This window comes from Cobetia sp. Ld8 (assembly GCF_045066615.1).
GTDB lineage: Bacteria > Pseudomonadota > Gammaproteobacteria > Pseudomonadales > Halomonadaceae > Cobetia > Cobetia amphilecti.
In genome coordinates this window covers 701,815-716,738 of record NZ_JBISHF010000006.1, presented here as the reverse complement: position 1 = coordinate 716,738, position 14,924 = coordinate 701,815, and the positions used below count along the sequence as shown (strand labels likewise).

Genomic DNA, 14,924 nt, shown 5'->3' with positions numbered 1-14,924 from the left:
GCCGCCGCCTCAATAGATGTAATGCAGCAGGCTGACCGCACGCGCCTGGGCATGCGCCAGCCAGCTGGCTAGCCCAGCCACGGGGAACAGCTGTACGGTGGCACGCGAGCCGGTCGGCAGCTGGCTGAGCGAGAGGCCATGAGCCCTCGGCATCACGAGATGGACGCGCATGCGCTGGGCATCACGCACCCAGCGATCGCTGTCCTCGGGGGCGGCCAGATAGCCATCGGCGTTGAGCTGACCCGCCTGTACGCCTGAATCCCGCGATGAAAGCGTTGCCGTGAAGACCCGCCCCGGCTGCGCATCGAAGATGATGCTTGCCTGATCGCCGATCGCGACGCGTGACAGAGACTTCTCGCGAAAGTCGGCAATGACATCGGCACGATCGGCCACGATGGCCAGCCGCGCCTGACCGGTGCTGGCGTAGGCACCGGCCACCAGCTGCATGTTGGACACCGTCCCGGCCTCGCGGGCGCGCACCTCGGTATAGGCCAGATCGAGACGCGCCTGCTCCAGCGCATTGCGCGCCTGGCGCAGGCTCAGGTTATCGTCTCCCGTCAGGCCCCGCTGCACCTTGAGCGCTGCCAGATCGGCCTGATCGGCCCTGACCGTCGCCTGCGCGCCCTGATAGCTGGCACGTGTCTGATCGTACTGCTGGCGCGAGATGCTGTGCGACTTGATCAACCGCGTGACGCGCGCCATCTCCAGCCGCTGCTCTTCCTCGCTGACACGGCTCTGCTCGAGCTGCGCCTTGGCCGCCAGAATCGAGGCATCCAGCTGTTGATTGGCCTGAATGGCGGCTTCCAGCGCCAGCTCCGCCTGCTGCACGGCCAACTGATAGGGCTTTGCATCAATACGAAACAGCACATCGCCTGCCTCGACATGCTGGTTGTCGTGGACCAGCACCTCATCGATACGACCACTGACCCGCGATGCCACACTGACCACCGGGTGCATCACGCGCGCCTGGGACGTCATCGGCATCCACAGGTCCGCGATCAGGAAATACACGAAACTGAATACGGCGATCAGCAAGGCTCCCCGCACCCAGCGCCGAAAGCGCTGATCGGATGTCACCCCTGACGACTCCGCTGATATTCAGCCTGGGAGCGCGCGATGCTGGCGCTGGCATTGTCTTCAAACTGGAGCAGAGTGCGGGCGAAGGCATTGAGCGCTTCGTCATCGAAGCCGACGTACAGCTCGGCACGCACTCGCTCGATGCGCTCCGTCAACTGTGTCAGGCACTGGCGGCCTTGCTCGGTGAACCACAGGCAACGCGCCCGCTTGTCGGTCTCGTGCGGCACGCGCGCGATCAGCTGCTGAGCCTCGAGCTGGTTGAGGGTACGCGTCAGCGACGGCATCTCGATGCCCAGCTCGCTGGCCAGCATCTGTTGGGTACAGCCCTCGCCGAGCTTTTCCAGATGGACCATGACCGTCCAGCGCGATTCCGTCATGTCCAGGCTACGCACCGCGCTGGTGATGGCGGTGCGCCAGAGACGGTGGACCCGGCCGACCTGGCCACCCAGCGAGGGCTTGATCTGCTCGTGAAACGGGATTTCCTGTGTCGAATCCGTCCCCGGAGAATGTGCGTTCATGTATCATCTCTCGACATGAAGGCTCCCATGACACTCCCCCTCATCGGTACTGAGCGGAAGACCCACGAGAGCCTTGATTGGTGCGGCGTCAGGGCGGCTGTTGCCGCCGATATCAGACGCCATCTATATTAGCTTGCTAACAATATGAGAATCATACCCTTTATTAGCGAGCAAAACAATTCACCAATTCCGATATTCAAACACGCATTTAAGCGCCTCTGCGCTTCTGTCTTCTGACTTGTCTTCTTCCCCTTCTCCTCTTTCTCCTCTATCTCCTTTTGCTGCTCGTCTGCTTTCCTCTCGCCCTGCTATCTCTTCTGTCCCGCCATCACCTGCGCCGCCGGTCATTCCTGCGCGATGCCGTGACGCTTGAGCTTGTTGGCGATGGTGGTATGCGAGACCCCCAGGCGCTTGGCCAGCAATCGGCTGGACGGATACTCCGGGTAGAGATGCGCCAGGATGCGCCGTTCGACCTCGTCATGGATATCGCCCAGACTGCCGGTCAGGTCGATGTTGTCGAGCCCCTCATCACGCGCCTCACCGGTCAGGCGCAGATGCTGCGCCTCGATCACCTCTCCATCGCACAGCGAGACGGCCTGGAACAGCACGTTCTCCAGCTGACGCACGTTGCCCGGCCAGTGATAGCCCTGCAGGCGCGCCATGGCCTCGGGCGAGATATCCCGCACGCGAGCGCCGATCTGACGCACTGCGCGCTCGAGAAAATGCCGCGCCAGCTCCTCGAGCCCATCCAGACATTCCCTGAGCGGCGGAATCTGCACACACAGCACATTGAGGCGATGGAAGAGATCGTGGCGGAAGCGCCCTTCGCTGCACAGTGCCGGCAGGTCCTGTTGAGTGGCGCAGATCACGCGCACATCGAGGAAGGTCTCCTCATCGCTGCCGACACGCCGGAAACCGCCGTCCTGCAAAAAGCGCAGCAGCTTGACCTGCATGCGCGGACTCATCTCGCCGACCTCATCCAGGAAGATGGTGCCGCCACTGGTCAGCTCGAGCAGGCCCAGCTTGCCCTCCGGCCGTGCGCCCTCGAAGGCACCCGGGGCGTATCCGAACAGCTCCGTCTCGGCCATCGACTCCGGCAGCCCCGCGCAATTGAGCGCCATGAAGGGGGCCTGGCCGCGGGAACTTGCCAGGTGGCAGGCTCGCGCCAGCAGCTCCTTGCCGGTGCCGGTCTCACCCTCGATCAAGAGTGGCGCATCCAGCGGTGCCATGCGGCGAGCCTCCTTGACCACCGCCGACAGCTGACGGCTCGCCTGGAATATCGCTTCGAAGCCGCGCACCTCGGTGCGCTGGATCTGATAGATACGCGAGCCCAGGCGGTCTGCACGATGCAGGGTGACCACGGCGCCCGCCAGCGAGGCGACATCCTCGTTCTCGGTGTGCAGTGGCGCGATATCGGCGAGGAAGGTCTCCTCCCCCACCCGCAGGCGCAGGCCATTGACGCGGGCATTGTTGCGCCGGATCAGTTCCGGCAGGTCGACATCCTGGACGTGACGCGTCAGCGCCAGCCCCGGCACCTCATCGATGCGCACCCCGAGCAACTTGCCCGCCGCGCGATTGGCCGCCACCACGCGCCCGTCCATGTCGATGGACATCACCGGGTCTGACAGCGATGACAGCAGTGCATTGAGCTCCAGATGGCGTCGCTCGGTGGGCATCAGACTGACGCGACTGACCTTGAAGACCCCGGGAATCTCCTCGAGGGTCGGCTTCAGGGTCGAGAGCTGCATGCGCAGCATGTTGGGCACATGCAGATAGATGGAGTTGTTGGCCTCCCCGCCGACCTCACCGCGCAGCACGTTGAGGCCGTAATCGGCAAAGGGGGCCAGGATGTCGCGCAGAATCCCGATTCGATTCTGGCAGGTCAGTTTGAGGCGCATGGCGTTCTCGGCATTGTCGTTGGAATTCTTGTAGGCATTGTCATCGAAATGGTGTCGCCGGCCTGGCGGCGCCACTCGAGTCACGGGCGTCTTAGCGACGGACAGCTTCGCGACGGGCGGCTGAGTGACGTTAACGTAAGCGTTATCAAAAACGTCGTAAAGCATTCCTTACAAAAGACGGCGACACAGCAGTACATGAACGCCCGAATGGCACAGGATGCGCCCGATTACCGCTCCAGTGTCACAATTATGTGACAAGACACGCGCCATCGCAGCGTTATCTGCGGCGCAGAGCCACGCCTGACCACTGGTCAACGCCACCCGACAAGGCCTAGCGTTGTCATCGACATGCAAGGACTGGCATGTACGCCATAATGACAACACGGCAGCCTGCTCGGCAGCGCCGCCATCTGGTTGGGGAGGTTGCATGAACGCACCGCAGGGTCGTCATTGGCCACAGACATCCCAGGAAGCTCAGCCCGGCTCGCAAGCCAAGGCCAAGGGCACCCGCTACGTGGCCCATGAGCCGGACGCCCGGGGCAGGATCCATTACAGCGATCAGGAGAACTCTACCTGGCAGACACTGATGGCGCGCCAGATGGCGCTTGTCGAGGGGCGTGTCTGTCGCGAGTATCGGCAAGGGCTCGAGCGCCTTGCCCTGCCGGAGGACCGCATCCCCCAGCTTGGCGAGATCGATCGTGTCCTCGAGGCCACCACCGGCTGGCGAACCGCACGTGTGCCGGCCTTGATCCCCTTCACGCGCTTCTTCGAGCTGCTCGCCGAGCGGCGCTTCCCGGTCGCCACCTTCATCCGCTCCCCGGAAGAACTCGACTACCTGCAGGAGCCGGACATCTTCCACGAGATCTTCGGCCACTGCCCGATGCTCACCCACCCCGCCTTCGCCGAATTCACCGCCACCTACGGACGCCTCGGCCTCGCCGCCAGCAAGGAAGAGCGCGTCTATCTGGCCCGCCTCTACTGGATGACGGTGGAATTCGGCATGCTGCGCGAGACTCAACCCGATGGCAGCCGTGCGCTGCGCCTCTACGGCGGCGGCATCATCTCCTCGCCGCGCGAGACCCGCTACGCCCTGGGTGAGCTTGCGGAGAGTCTCGAGCGCCCCGAGCATCTGCCCTTCGATGCCGTCGAGGCACTGCGCACCCCGTATCGCATCGACATCCTGCAGCCGCTCTACTATGTCCTTGAGTCACTGGACGACCTGCATGAACTCGCCAGCCGCGACATCATGGCACTGGTGCACGAGGCCATGGCTCTCGGCCTCAAGACGCCGCGCTTCGCACCACGTTGATCGCACCGGCGCTGATCGCACAGACGCCCTTGCCCCAAGGGGTACGCCTTTTCACCAGTCCCCTCTTTCCTCAAGCCGGAGATAGTGACATGACCGAACTCGCCAGACAGTCCTGTGAAGCCTGCAGCTTCGATGCGCCCAAGGTCAGCGATAGCGACATCGAGACGCTCAAGACCGCCATTCCCGAGTGGCAGTTGCTCAATCGCGATGGCATCATGCAACTGGAACGGTGCTTCACGTTCCGCAATTTCAAGCAGGCACTGGCATTCACCAATCGCGTAGGCGAGATTGCCGAGGAAGTCGGGCACCACCCGGCACTTCTCACCGAGTGGGGCAAGGTCACCGTGACCTGGTGGTCCCACGAGATGAAGGGTCTGCACAAGAACGATTTCATCATGGCCGCCAGAACCGACGAGGTAGCGAAATAAGATGTTCGAGCAGATTGCGCGTGTACCCGGGGATGCCATCCTCGGCCTGATCGAAGCCTTCAACAACGACACCAACCCGCAGAAGGTCGACCTCGGCGTGGGCGTCTATCGCGATGCGAACGGCAATACGCCGGTCATGCGTGCGGTCAAGCAGGCCGAGAACCGCCTGGTCGAGAATGAAGTCACCAAGACCTACATCGGCTCCCACGGCGACCCGCGCTTCGGCAAGGTCGTACTGCCGATGGTGCTGGGCGCCGAGTCGCCGGTGCTGGCCGCCAATCGCGCCAGCGCCACCCAGGCGCCCGGCGGTACCGGTGCCCTGCGTCTGGCCGCGGACTTCATCGCCAGCAACCTCAAGGGACGTGATATCTGGCTGTCCACCCCGACCTGGCCGAACCACCTGGGCATCTTCGACGCCGCTGGCGTGACGCGCCACAACTACCCCTACGTCGACGAGAACAACCGCCTCGACTTCGATGGCATGCTGGCGACGCTCAAGACCATCCCGGAAGGTGACGTGGTGGTGCTGCACGCCTGCTGCCACAACCCGACCGGTTTCGATCTGAGCCGCGAGCAGTGGGACCAGGTGCTGGAAGTCGTCCAGGCGCGCAAGCTGATGCCGCTGATCGACTTCGCCTACCAGGGCTTCGGTGACGGCCTGGAAGAAGACGCCTACGGCGTGCGCCTGCTGGCCGAGAATGTCGATGAAGCCATCATCACCAGCTCCTGCTCCAAGAATTTCGGCATCTACTGCGAGCGCACCGGCTGCCTGATCCTGATCGCCAAGGACGAGGAGAGCATGCTCGACGTGCGCTCCCAGGCCGCGATCACCGCGCGCGAGAACTACTCCAATCCGCCGGCACATGGCGGTGCGGTGGTCATCGATATCCTCGAGGACGACACCCTGCGTGGCGAGTGGAAAAGCGAGCTGACCGAGATGCGTGAGCGCATCAACGGCCTGCGTCGTGACTTCGTCGAGGCACTCAAGCCGTATGGTCTGGATGAGCAGTTCGCCTTCATCGCCGAACAGCGTGGCATGTTCTCCTACACCGGCCTCTCGCCGGAACAGGTCGATCGCCTGCGTGACGAGTTCGGTATCTACATGGTGCGCTCCGGGCGTGCCAACGTGGCCGGCTTCTCCACCGAGAACCTGCCCTACGTGGCCAAGGCCATCGCGACCGTCGTCAAGGGCTGAGCCCGAACGAGTGCTGTCGTGAAAGACAAGAAAAACCCCGCCAATCGGCGGGGTTTTTCTTGAATGGTCGGTTGTCCGGCCTGTTGTCTGACCTGATCTCTACTCTGAGGCAAGGCTTCCGCCAGGCGCCTGCGCCATCAGCCGATCAGCCCTCCTCGTCCGCCAGCGGCAAGCGGGCAAGACTCGCCGCCACCTCCTCTTCGAGCAGACTGATCAGCAGGGCCTGCACCGCGTGCAGCGACTCCCCTTCCTCGGCCGTCGGCAACTGCCACTTGAGCTCCAGATAGCGCTCGCTGCGCATCGAGAGCGGCAGGCCGATCAGGTCGCCTCTGGCATCCTCGAGCACCTGCAGCGCTGACAGCGCATCAATGATGGTGGCGGCACTGCCCGAGCGCGCCAGACGCCCGGCGCTGGCCGGCGTGGCGACTTCCAGCAGACTCGCTGGCGTCACGCGCTCACGCTTGAGCAGCCCACGAATCAAGCGCCCCTGACTGCTGGTTTCCGGCAGGTCGACGAAGGGGCGTTCATTGAGGCGTGCAAGGGTCAGCGGCTTGTCCAGCAGCGGCCAGCGTGAGGGCCACAGCAGCATCAAGGGTAGCTTCAGCGCGGGCGGTGCCTCGGCTTGCGCCTCGTCACTGGCCTCTTCACTTGTCCCGCTGCGGGAAGCGGCCCCTTCGGCATTGTGCGCATCATCCTCGACGTCAAACGGCAACTCCGGCGTATCCCCCAGCTCGGGCATGGCAGCCTTGGCGGTAGGCTTTGCCTCGTCGTCATCGCCTTCGATGAGTGTCGTCTCCTCGCGCGCACGCTGACGCAGGCTGGCCTTGAGCTCGCGGGCGCGTGCCGCTGCCGTCTTGGCACGCTTGCCGCCCTGGGGCTCCGGCGGTGCTTCCAGGCTCACCGCCATCGCGACCCGCCCCTCGCGGATGGCGAGATCATGCTGTGACACCTCGAGCACTTCCAGGCTTGGCAGCCACTCACTCAAGGCTTCACTGGCCGCGATGCGTGTCAGCCAACCGGCACTGAAGGCCTCAAGACCAGGTGTGACTGCCAGCACGAGACGCGGACGCTTGCCGCTGCCCGGCCCGAAGGCCAGTCGCCTGAGCTCGGATTGAGCGCTGAACATCCGGGCGAGTGATGGCGTCAGGCGCTCGGCTTCCGGGGTCGGCACCAGCTTGCCACCCTCGCGCAGAAACAACGAATAGCCCAGCGTCTGCTCGAGTTGTGCCAAGCCCCGCGAGACCACCGGCACGCTGATCCCCAGTTGTGCGGCACCGCCTTTCATCGAGCCACACTCGATCACCGCCCACAGCATTTCCAGCTGACGCAGCCGTATGCCGGGTTCACGGGTGCCTGTGTCTGACTGCGCCATGGTGTTGCTCCTTGAAGGGTTCGTCCGCGATGCTCCGAGAGCCAGCGCTGGTCGCTGGCTCATTTAGCCTTACGCTAATCATGCTGGCGCCAAATGTCACGCTCAAGCTGCCTACAGGACGTCACGACCCCTGAAACGACACTCCCCCCGCTGATGAATCAGCGAGGGGAGTGAGAGACAAGGCATCGATCGCGCCAGTCGGTCGATCAGAGCGACAAAGAACGAGCGATCAGGAGAGTGCCAGTACACCTTCTGCTTCAAACAGCACGCCCTTGGGCAGCTCCTTGACGCCGACGGCCGCACGCGCCGGATACGGCTGGCTGAAGTACTGCTCCATCAGCGTGTTGACCACGGCGAAGTTGCTGAGATCGGTCAGGAACAGATTGACCTTGACCAGTTGATCCAGGCTGCCACCGGAGGCTTCACACACCGCCTTGAGATTGCGGAACACCTGGTCTGCCTGGGCTTCAAAACCGCCTTCCACCACTTCCATGGTCGCTGGGTCCAGCGGGATCTGGCCGGACAGGAACACCAGATTACCCGTGCGCACCGCCTGGGAATACGGGCCGATGGCAGCCGGTGCGGACTCGGTAGAGATAATCTGCTTGGTCATGCGCAATTCCTTGTTCAATCAGTTGACGGAGAGACACTCGAAAAAAGACGACTACACGGCAGTACGCACTGCCTGGCAGACCCTGGCGCAGCCACTGACACTGATACAGACACTGCTCTGAGTTTCAGGTCACAGACACAGACACTGCTCTGAGCATCAGGCAGCGTAGCGACCAAGACTGAGACCGTTGGGGTCGATGGTGGGCTTGCGACCATCCACCAGGTCCGCCAACAGACTCGCACTGCCGCAGCTCATGGTCCAGCCCAAGGTGCCGTGTCCGGTGTTCAACCACAGATTGTCGTACTTGGTGCCACCGATGATCGGCGTGGAATCCGGCGTCATCGGACGCAGGCCGGCCCAGAATTCCGCCCGCGCATAGTCACCGGCTTCCGGGAATACATCACGCACCACCATGTTGATGGTCGCACGGCGCTTCTCGATCAAGGAAAGATCGAACGAGGCCAGCTCGGCGGTGCCACCGACGCGGATGCGGTCATCGAAGCGCGTCAGCGCGACCTTGAAGGTCTCGTCCATCACGGTGGACTGAGGCGCGGCATCGGCATTGATGATCGGCACGGTCAGGCTGTAGCCCTTGACCGGATAGATCGGCAGATCCAGATCCAGATCACGCGCCAGGAACGGCGAGTAGCTGCCCAGACACATCACGTAGCTGTCTGCGGTCATCTCGCCACGGTCGGTGATGACCTTCTCGATGCGGCTGCCGCTGCGCTGGATGCGCTGGATGGTGGTATTGAAGACGAAATTGACGCCCAGGGTGTCGCGGCAGTAATCCGCCAGCCGGTTGGTGAACAGATGGCAATCGCCGGTTTGGTCATCCGGCAGGTGCAGGCCGGCGATGAACTTGCCCGGCACGCGGGTCAGTGCCGGCTCCACCGTGGCGCAGGCGTCGGCGTCCAGCAGCTGATGGCGCACGCCACAGCCCGCCAGCACCTTCATGTCGCTCTGCACGGCATCGACCTGCGCCTGGGTACGAAACAGCTGCAACAGCCCCTTCTGGCGGTCTTCGTAGCGCAGTCCGGTCTCTTCGCGCAGGGCGTTGATGCAGGCGCGGCTGTACTCGGAGACCCGTACCATGCGCTCCTTGTTGACGGCATAGCGGTCGGCGTTGCAGTTGGCGAACATCTTGACCATGAACTTGGCCATCTGCGGGTCCATGCGCGGCTGGATCTTGAGCGGCGCATGCTCCTGGAACATCCACTTGACGGCTTTCTGCGGAATGCCCGGCGCCGCCCACGGCGAGGAGAAGCCGAAGGAGACCTGACCGGCGTTGCCGTAGCTGGTTTCCATCGCCGGGCTGGCCTGACGGTCGACGACCGTGACCTCATGCCCCTGACGCGCCAGATAATAGGCACTGGTGACACCGACGACGCCGCTACCGAGTACAAGAATCTTCATGTTGGCCTACCCCATGACTGCAAGCCGCGCCCCACGGCAAATGACAGGCGTATTCGCGCACTCGGCAGCGAATAAAGACGATGAAGGCCAACACCGGTCGACAAGGCGACTCACAGTGGCTTGGCCTGAATGCATCCAGTATAGAGGCGCAAACCACGGTTAATATTCTGTTATGAGACCCTATATCAGAAAATAAGCAGGTAAATTTCGTGTCATGGCAGTGATAAAAAACAAAAAAGCGGCCATTTTTGGGATGGCCGCTTTCGGTGCTTCTCAGCGGGACTGCTGACGGGGCTTCTGGCAAGGTCTACTGGCTGGGTCTCCAGCAGGACCTTCCGGACAGAATCTTCTGAATAGCACCTGACACCTCAAGGGAGCGCTCGTGCTGGACGCCATGAGGGCCCGGGCGATCAGGTCGTCGCGACATAGGCATGGCGACGCACTGACTTGCCACGGTCGCCCAGGGCCTGACGATAGACGCGCCATGCCACCACACCCGCCAGCAGGTTGCCGATCGCCGAGCCGATGGCGACACCGCGCAGCCCATCCAGATGTGCCCCCAGCCATACCGCCGGCATGAAGCAGATGAAGAGCCGCACGAAGGAGAGCGCCGTGGCACGCAGCGGCCACCCCAGCGCGTTGGCAGCCGACACGACCAGCATGCAGATGCCGAGGAAGGAGTAGCTGGGCAACATCCACGGCAACAGGACCGCCAGCGCCGCCGAGACCTCGTCACTGCCCACCAGCACATAGGCCAGCGGTGTCGCCAGCACTGCGGCGATGATGCCCAGCACCAGCTGCCAGATCACCACCACGCGGGCGGCCAGGTTCATCAGGCGGCGAATTTCCTGCCAACGGCCGGCGCCATAGCAGCGCCCGAGCCACGGCGGCAGCGACATGGTCAGGGCCAGCACCACGATCAGCGAGAAGGTTTCCAGGCGTGAGGCGATCCCCCAGGCGGCCACCTCCGTCTGGCCCAGTCCCGCGACGATGGCGGTGACCAGCATCGCGGAGAGCGCCGGCATCATCTGGCACAGAATCGCGGGTATCGCGATCCCCGCCAGCTGACGGCGCGAGGCCTGCCATTCGGCCCACAGGCCGCGATATTCCATCCAGTCGCGGCGCGAGAGCTTGAATGCCGTGATGGCAAGCCCGGCCCCGAAGGAGAGTACGGTCGCCCAGGCAGCGCCCGCCAGACCGAAGCCGGGCAGCGGCCCCGCGCCGAAGATCAGCAGCGGGTCCAGCACCAGGTTGAAGACACTGGTCAGCAGCATCATCTCGCCCGGCAGACGCGTGTCGCCGTGGGCGCGGAACAGGCTGTAGAGCACATAGGCCATGGCCCCCAGCCAGCTGGCGATCAGCGATGGGCCCCAATAGACCTCGATCAGCGTCATTTCAGTGGCATTGGCCCCCAGCAACTCGAAGGCCGGCACCCTGATGCCCCACAACAGCAGCATCAGCAGTGCCATCAACACACCGGATCCCAGCAGCACCACACCGCCCAGGCGCCGGGCACGCGCCTCATCCTCGGCGCCCAGGGTCCGCGAGACGATCGCGGCGATCGCGATGCCCATGCCGACCTGCACCCCGATGATCAAAAAGGTCAGCGGGAAGGTGAAGGATTGCGCGGCCAGCGGCGCGGTGCCCAGGTGCGAGACGAAGGCGGCATCGACCAGGTTGAAGCCCAGCAATCCCATGATGCCGAGTGTCATCGGCAAGGTGCTGCGCCACAGGCGTGACATCAGCTCACGCGTCGTCGGCGTTTCCGACGTTGGCGGGGTCGATGTTGCAGAGGCGTCAGTGGACATAGAAGAAGACATGAACTCACTCCCAGCATGTCGAGCATGGCTGGTTGGATGAAGGTATAAGGCGTCGGAACACTTCCGTGACGCTGGAGGGATGATTCTAGGGATTTCGCCGGACCCCAGATAGGCTCAGTGGGACATGTCTTTGATGCATTGTCGGCAACAGGAAGAGCGAGAAACGCGTTGATGCGTGGTATTAGAGGAAACAGTGACCGTGATAAACTCACCTTGTCAGGGATTTCCGTCACCTGGATTCGTGATGATGACCCATGCAATGTCACCGATTATCGACTGCTACCGAAGTTGGACCGTCGCTTTATATGCACTGACTGCCTCACGGATGGCTGGCAGAGTGTTCCCCTCCCCATGGCATCACGAGAGGTCAGACCGTGGATAAAGCATCCCGTTTGTTGCTGTTTCTCGATGTGGTAGAAGCACAGAGTTTTTCCAAGGCGGCTGACCATCGTCAGGTCAACCGCTCGGTGGTCTCCAAGCAGATCAGCCGTCTGGAAGAAGAACTGCAGATTCGCCTGTTCAATCGCTCGACTCGCTCGCTGGCCCTGACGGATGCGGGGCGCGAGATCCATCAGCACGCACTGCGTCTGCGTGAAGTGCTGGAAGATACCGATGATGTGGCCGGCGCCTATCAGGATGGCCCGCGTGGCATCCTGAAGATCACCAGCCCGAGCCACTTCGGGCGCACCTATGTCGCCCAGGCTGTGCGCCTGTACATGGAGCGCTACCCGGACACCCAGGTGGAAGTGCGCCTGGAAGACCACCTGACCGACCTGATCGGCGGCGGTTATGACCTGGCCATTCGCATGTCGGAGCTGGAAGACTCCAACCTGATCGCGCGTCCGCTGGCTGCACACCGTCACCTGATCTGCGCCTCGCCGGCCTTCATCGAGCGTCACGGCATGCCCCAGACCCCCGCCGATCTGTCTGGCCTGCCGGCAGCGGTGTATTCCCGCGATGGCTTCATTCTCGATCGCCTGCGCGTCTGCACCGAGAGCGGTGTCGAGGAAAAGGTGGCGCTGGATTCGCGCCTCAAGGTCAATGATGCCGACGTGCTGATCGGCGCCATCAAGTCGGGTGCCTGCTATGGCATGGTGTCCGCGATCAACATCAAGGACGAGATCCTGAATGGTGAGCTGGTGCCGCTGTTGACCAACGTGCCGATGAAGCCACTGCCTTCGATCCACCTGGTCTACCCGCACCGCCAGTACCTGCCGCAGAAGACGCGTCGCTTCAGCGATTGCCTGCAGGAGGTCGTCGGCACGCCGCCCGTCTGGGAGCAGCGCATTCCGGGCTTCGAGAACATGTACGGCTACGGTAGCGGTTGCAGCGAATGAGACGTCGCCACGGCTCTCGAGTCTGAACGCACGCCATCACCTCCCGCGGCCACTGCCAGACCCGAATGCCCAGCATGAAAACGCCCGCCATGCAGAGTCACTGCGTGGCGGGCGTTTTCATTTCAGGCCCCTTTCATTTCAGGCCCCTTCATTTCAAGCGCCTTTCACTTCAGCCCCCTTCATCTAGCACCCTTCAAAAGAAATACTCAGGGGCAGGGATGGATCGACGGCTTGCGCTTGAGCCACTCGACCAGCTCCGGCAGGCGCTTGGGCCGTGCATAGCGGAAGCCCTGCACCAGATGACAACCCATCTCGACCAGCAGGCGCTCCTGCTCTGCGGTCTCGACACCCTCCGCCAGCACCTCCATGCCCAGGCTGTCGGCCAGCGAGATCGCGTGGGAGACGATGGCGCGGTCGCGGGCATCATGGTCAAGGCTACCGACGAAGCGCTGATCGACCTTGAGGCGGCAAGCACGCAGGTCGCGCACGTAGAGCAGTGACGCGAAGCCGGTGCCGAAATCATCGATTGCCAGGCGCACGCCGCGTTCGATCAGGCCGGTGAGTCGCTCCACGACGCGATCGAGATCCGGCACGCGTGAGGATTCGGTGATCTCCAGCTCCAGGCGTTCCGGCGCGAAGTCATGACGCGCCAGAGCCTCCGAGACACGCTCGGGGAAGCCGGGGTCACGAAACTCCTGAGCCGAGACATTGATCGCCACCGACAATGGCTTGCCGTTGGGCGTCACCAGGTCACGCGTCGCCGAGAGGGCCGTGTCCATCACCCGCGCGCCGACGGTGCCGATCAAGCCGTATTGCTCCGCCAGCGGGATGAAGCGTCCCGGCCCGATGGTGCCAAGCTCGGGGTGGTCCCAGCGCACCAGCACCTCGACGCCGACTGCCTCGCCACTGGCGAGGTCGAACTGGGGCTGGAAGGCGAGATCCAGCTCTTCGAGATGCTCGCGCAGGTCACTGGTCAGGCGATAGTCGTTGAGGTGCTGCATGTGCGCGCCGGGCGAGAACACATGCAGGGGGCCGCAGACATCGATGTCATCGTATTCCCCGTGCAACATGGCGAGTTCGGCCAGATGCATCAGGCGATGGGCACGCCGCGCGTGCTGCGGCGCCAGACTGATGCCGACCCGCGCCGTGACCGGCAGGGCCTTGCCATCCAGTCGCATCAGCATCACCAGCCGTTCGCACAGCTCGTTGGCTCGCGCGATCAGGCTGGCCTCATCCCCGACGAAGAACAGCGCGAAGGCATTGCCCAGGGGGCGGCAGACCAGGGCGTCGCGATACTGCAGGGACATGGCTTCTGCCACCCGCTCCAGCAGCGGATCGATACGCTCGGCACCGTGCGCCGAGTTGATGATTTCCAGGTGGGTCAGCGACAGATAGATGATGCCGCCATCGATGCTGCCGTCGACGCTTTCTTCCAGCAGCAGTTCATCGATCTGGGCATTGAAGCGATCGCGCGACAGCAGGTTGATGGGCTGCAGGCGGCGCAGGGCGATCAAGACCTTGTCATCCACCCCGGCCGCCCGAGCCTCCGCCAGCCCCGAGAACGGCGCCTTGAGGCGAACTCGCCGCTCGCTGACCGGTTCGAGACGCGGCCGCTGGGTGCCGAACAGCTCCTGCCAACCGCAGGTGTTGGCCACCAGACACTCGGCATCGAAGATCGCCATGCGCCACGGCAGATTGGCCTTCTGCACCAGCAGCCACTCCCCCAGCTCGCCGGTGATGCCCATCAACCAGAAGCCGGGCTGGCCGCTGATACCACAAGGCTCCGGCTGCTTGGGCAGCGGGGATGGCAGCTCCGGCACCCTGTCTTCCTTGCGAGCGCGCGGCGACGTCCAGGCGAGCTGGCCGAAGCGGTCATGAACCCATAACGGCTCTTCGATGGACGACAGCAATTTGATCAAGATATCGAGAGGCACGCTCACT

General features: G+C 63.3%; 12 protein-coding genes. 4 read left to right on the top strand and 8 right to left on the bottom strand.

Features of this window, described 5'->3' with window-relative positions; translation table 11 throughout:
• Window positions 1–9: 9 nt before the first annotated feature.
• The 3 genes from ACJJV2_RS04750 to ACJJV2_RS04740 all read right to left on the bottom strand — a co-directional run bounded on the left by ACJJV2_RS04750 (window position 10) and on the right by ACJJV2_RS04740 (window position 3,493).
• Entirely contained in the window at window positions 10–1,077 is a 1,068-nt protein-coding gene (locus ACJJV2_RS04750; protein WP_131432486.1) for an HlyD family secretion protein, read from the bottom strand.
• Window positions 1,074–1,595 carry a MarR family winged helix-turn-helix transcriptional regulator gene (locus ACJJV2_RS04745; RefSeq protein WP_052384225.1) on the bottom strand — a complete coding sequence of 174 codons (522 nt, stop codon included), beginning with the start codon at window positions 1,593–1,595 and terminating at the stop codon, window positions 1,074–1,076. Before ACJJV2_RS04745 ends, ACJJV2_RS04750 begins: the two co-directional genes overlap by 4 nt.
• A gap of 344 nt (window positions 1,596–1,939) precedes the next feature.
• Window positions 1,940–3,493, bottom strand: coding sequence for a sigma-54-dependent transcriptional regulator (locus ACJJV2_RS04740; RefSeq protein WP_405278596.1), 1,554 nt, complete (start codon window positions 3,491–3,493; stop codon window positions 1,940–1,942).
• Window positions 3,494–3,920: 427 nt separating this feature from the next.
• On the opposite strand from ACJJV2_RS04740, the gene phhA reads away from it, so the two are divergent.
• The 3 genes from phhA (at window position 3,921) to ACJJV2_RS04725 (ending at window position 6,425) form a co-directional block, all read left to right on the top strand.
• Window positions 3,921–4,802, top strand: coding sequence for a phenylalanine 4-monooxygenase (gene phhA, locus ACJJV2_RS04735; protein WP_405278594.1), 882 nt, complete (start codon window positions 3,921–3,923; stop codon window positions 4,800–4,802).
• A gap of 89 nt (window positions 4,803–4,891) precedes the next feature.
• A complete protein-coding gene (locus tag ACJJV2_RS04730; RefSeq protein ID WP_054555480.1) occupies window positions 4,892–5,230 on the top strand; it encodes a 4a-hydroxytetrahydrobiopterin dehydratase in 339 nt (112 codons plus the stop codon).
• A 1-nt stretch (window position 5,231) separates the two neighbouring features.
• On the top strand, window positions 5,232–6,425 hold the full coding sequence (locus tag ACJJV2_RS04725; protein WP_107336286.1) for an amino acid aminotransferase: 1,194 nt from the start codon (window positions 5,232–5,234) through the stop codon (window positions 6,423–6,425).
• A 145-nt stretch (window positions 6,426–6,570) separates the two neighbouring features.
• Here the strand turns inward: ACJJV2_RS04725 and ACJJV2_RS04720 are convergent, their stop codons facing one another.
• The 4 genes from ACJJV2_RS04720 to ACJJV2_RS04705 form a co-directional block, all read right to left on the bottom strand.
• Window positions 6,571–7,797 (bottom strand): LysR family transcriptional regulator, encoded by a 1,227-nt coding sequence (locus tag ACJJV2_RS04720; RefSeq protein WP_405278591.1) that lies wholly within the window; start codon window positions 7,795–7,797, stop codon window positions 6,571–6,573.
• Window positions 7,798–8,026: 229 nt separating this feature from the next.
• Window positions 8,027–8,410: a RidA family protein gene (locus ACJJV2_RS04715; protein ID WP_043331285.1), complete on the bottom strand. Its 384-nt coding sequence runs from the start codon at window positions 8,408–8,410 to the stop codon at window positions 8,027–8,029.
• Between the two features lie 156 nt (window positions 8,411–8,566).
• Window positions 8,567–9,826 (bottom strand): D-amino acid dehydrogenase, encoded by a 1,260-nt coding sequence (locus tag ACJJV2_RS04710; protein ID WP_043331286.1) that lies wholly within the window; start codon window positions 9,824–9,826, stop codon window positions 8,567–8,569.
• A 410-nt stretch (window positions 9,827–10,236) separates the two neighbouring features.
• Window positions 10,237–11,646, bottom strand: coding sequence for an MATE family efflux transporter (locus ACJJV2_RS04705; RefSeq protein WP_405278588.1), 1,410 nt, complete (start codon window positions 11,644–11,646; stop codon window positions 10,237–10,239).
• A 374-nt stretch (window positions 11,647–12,020) separates the two neighbouring features.
• Between ACJJV2_RS04705 and ACJJV2_RS04700 the strand changes: the two genes are divergently transcribed.
• Window positions 12,021–12,983, top strand: coding sequence for a LysR family transcriptional regulator (locus ACJJV2_RS04700; RefSeq protein ID WP_043331288.1), 963 nt, complete (start codon window positions 12,021–12,023; stop codon window positions 12,981–12,983).
• Between the two features lie 206 nt (window positions 12,984–13,189).
• Here ACJJV2_RS04700 and ACJJV2_RS04695 read toward each other — a convergent pair whose 3' ends face one another.
• Window positions 13,190–14,917: a bifunctional diguanylate cyclase/phosphodiesterase gene (locus tag ACJJV2_RS04695; RefSeq protein WP_215823231.1), complete on the bottom strand. Its 1,728-nt coding sequence runs from the start codon at window positions 14,915–14,917 to the stop codon at window positions 13,190–13,192.
• Window positions 14,918–14,924 lie beyond the last annotated feature (7 nt).

Excerpts from the sequence above, each read along its gene's own strand:
- phhA (WP_405278594.1), top strand. The coding sequence starts at position 3,921 with ATGAACGCACCGCAGGGTCGTCATTGGCCACAGACATCCCAGGAAGCT.
- ACJJV2_RS04740 (WP_405278596.1), bottom strand. The coding sequence starts at position 3,493 with ATGCGCCTCAAACTGACCTGCCAGAATCGAATCGGGATTCTGCGCGAC.
- ACJJV2_RS04725 (WP_107336286.1), top strand. The coding sequence starts at position 5,232 with ATGTTCGAGCAGATTGCGCGTGTACCCGGGGATGCCATCCTCGGCCTG.
- ACJJV2_RS04710 (WP_043331286.1), bottom strand. The coding sequence starts at position 9,826 with ATGAAGATTCTTGTACTCGGTAGCGGCGTCGTCGGTGTCACCAGTGCC.
- ACJJV2_RS04730 (WP_054555480.1), top strand. The coding sequence starts at position 4,892 with ATGACCGAACTCGCCAGACAGTCCTGTGAAGCCTGCAGCTTCGATGCG.
- ACJJV2_RS04720 (WP_405278591.1), bottom strand. The coding sequence starts at position 7,797 with ATGGCGCAGTCAGACACAGGCACCCGTGAACCCGGCATACGGCTGCGT.
- ACJJV2_RS04705 (WP_405278588.1), bottom strand. The coding sequence starts at position 11,646 with ATGTCTTCTTCTATGTCCACTGACGCCTCTGCAACATCGACCCCGCCA.
- ACJJV2_RS04745 (WP_052384225.1), bottom strand. The coding sequence starts at position 1,595 with ATGAACGCACATTCTCCGGGGACGGATTCGACACAGGAAATCCCGTTT.
- ACJJV2_RS04715 (WP_043331285.1), bottom strand. The coding sequence starts at position 8,410 with ATGACCAAGCAGATTATCTCTACCGAGTCCGCACCGGCTGCCATCGGC.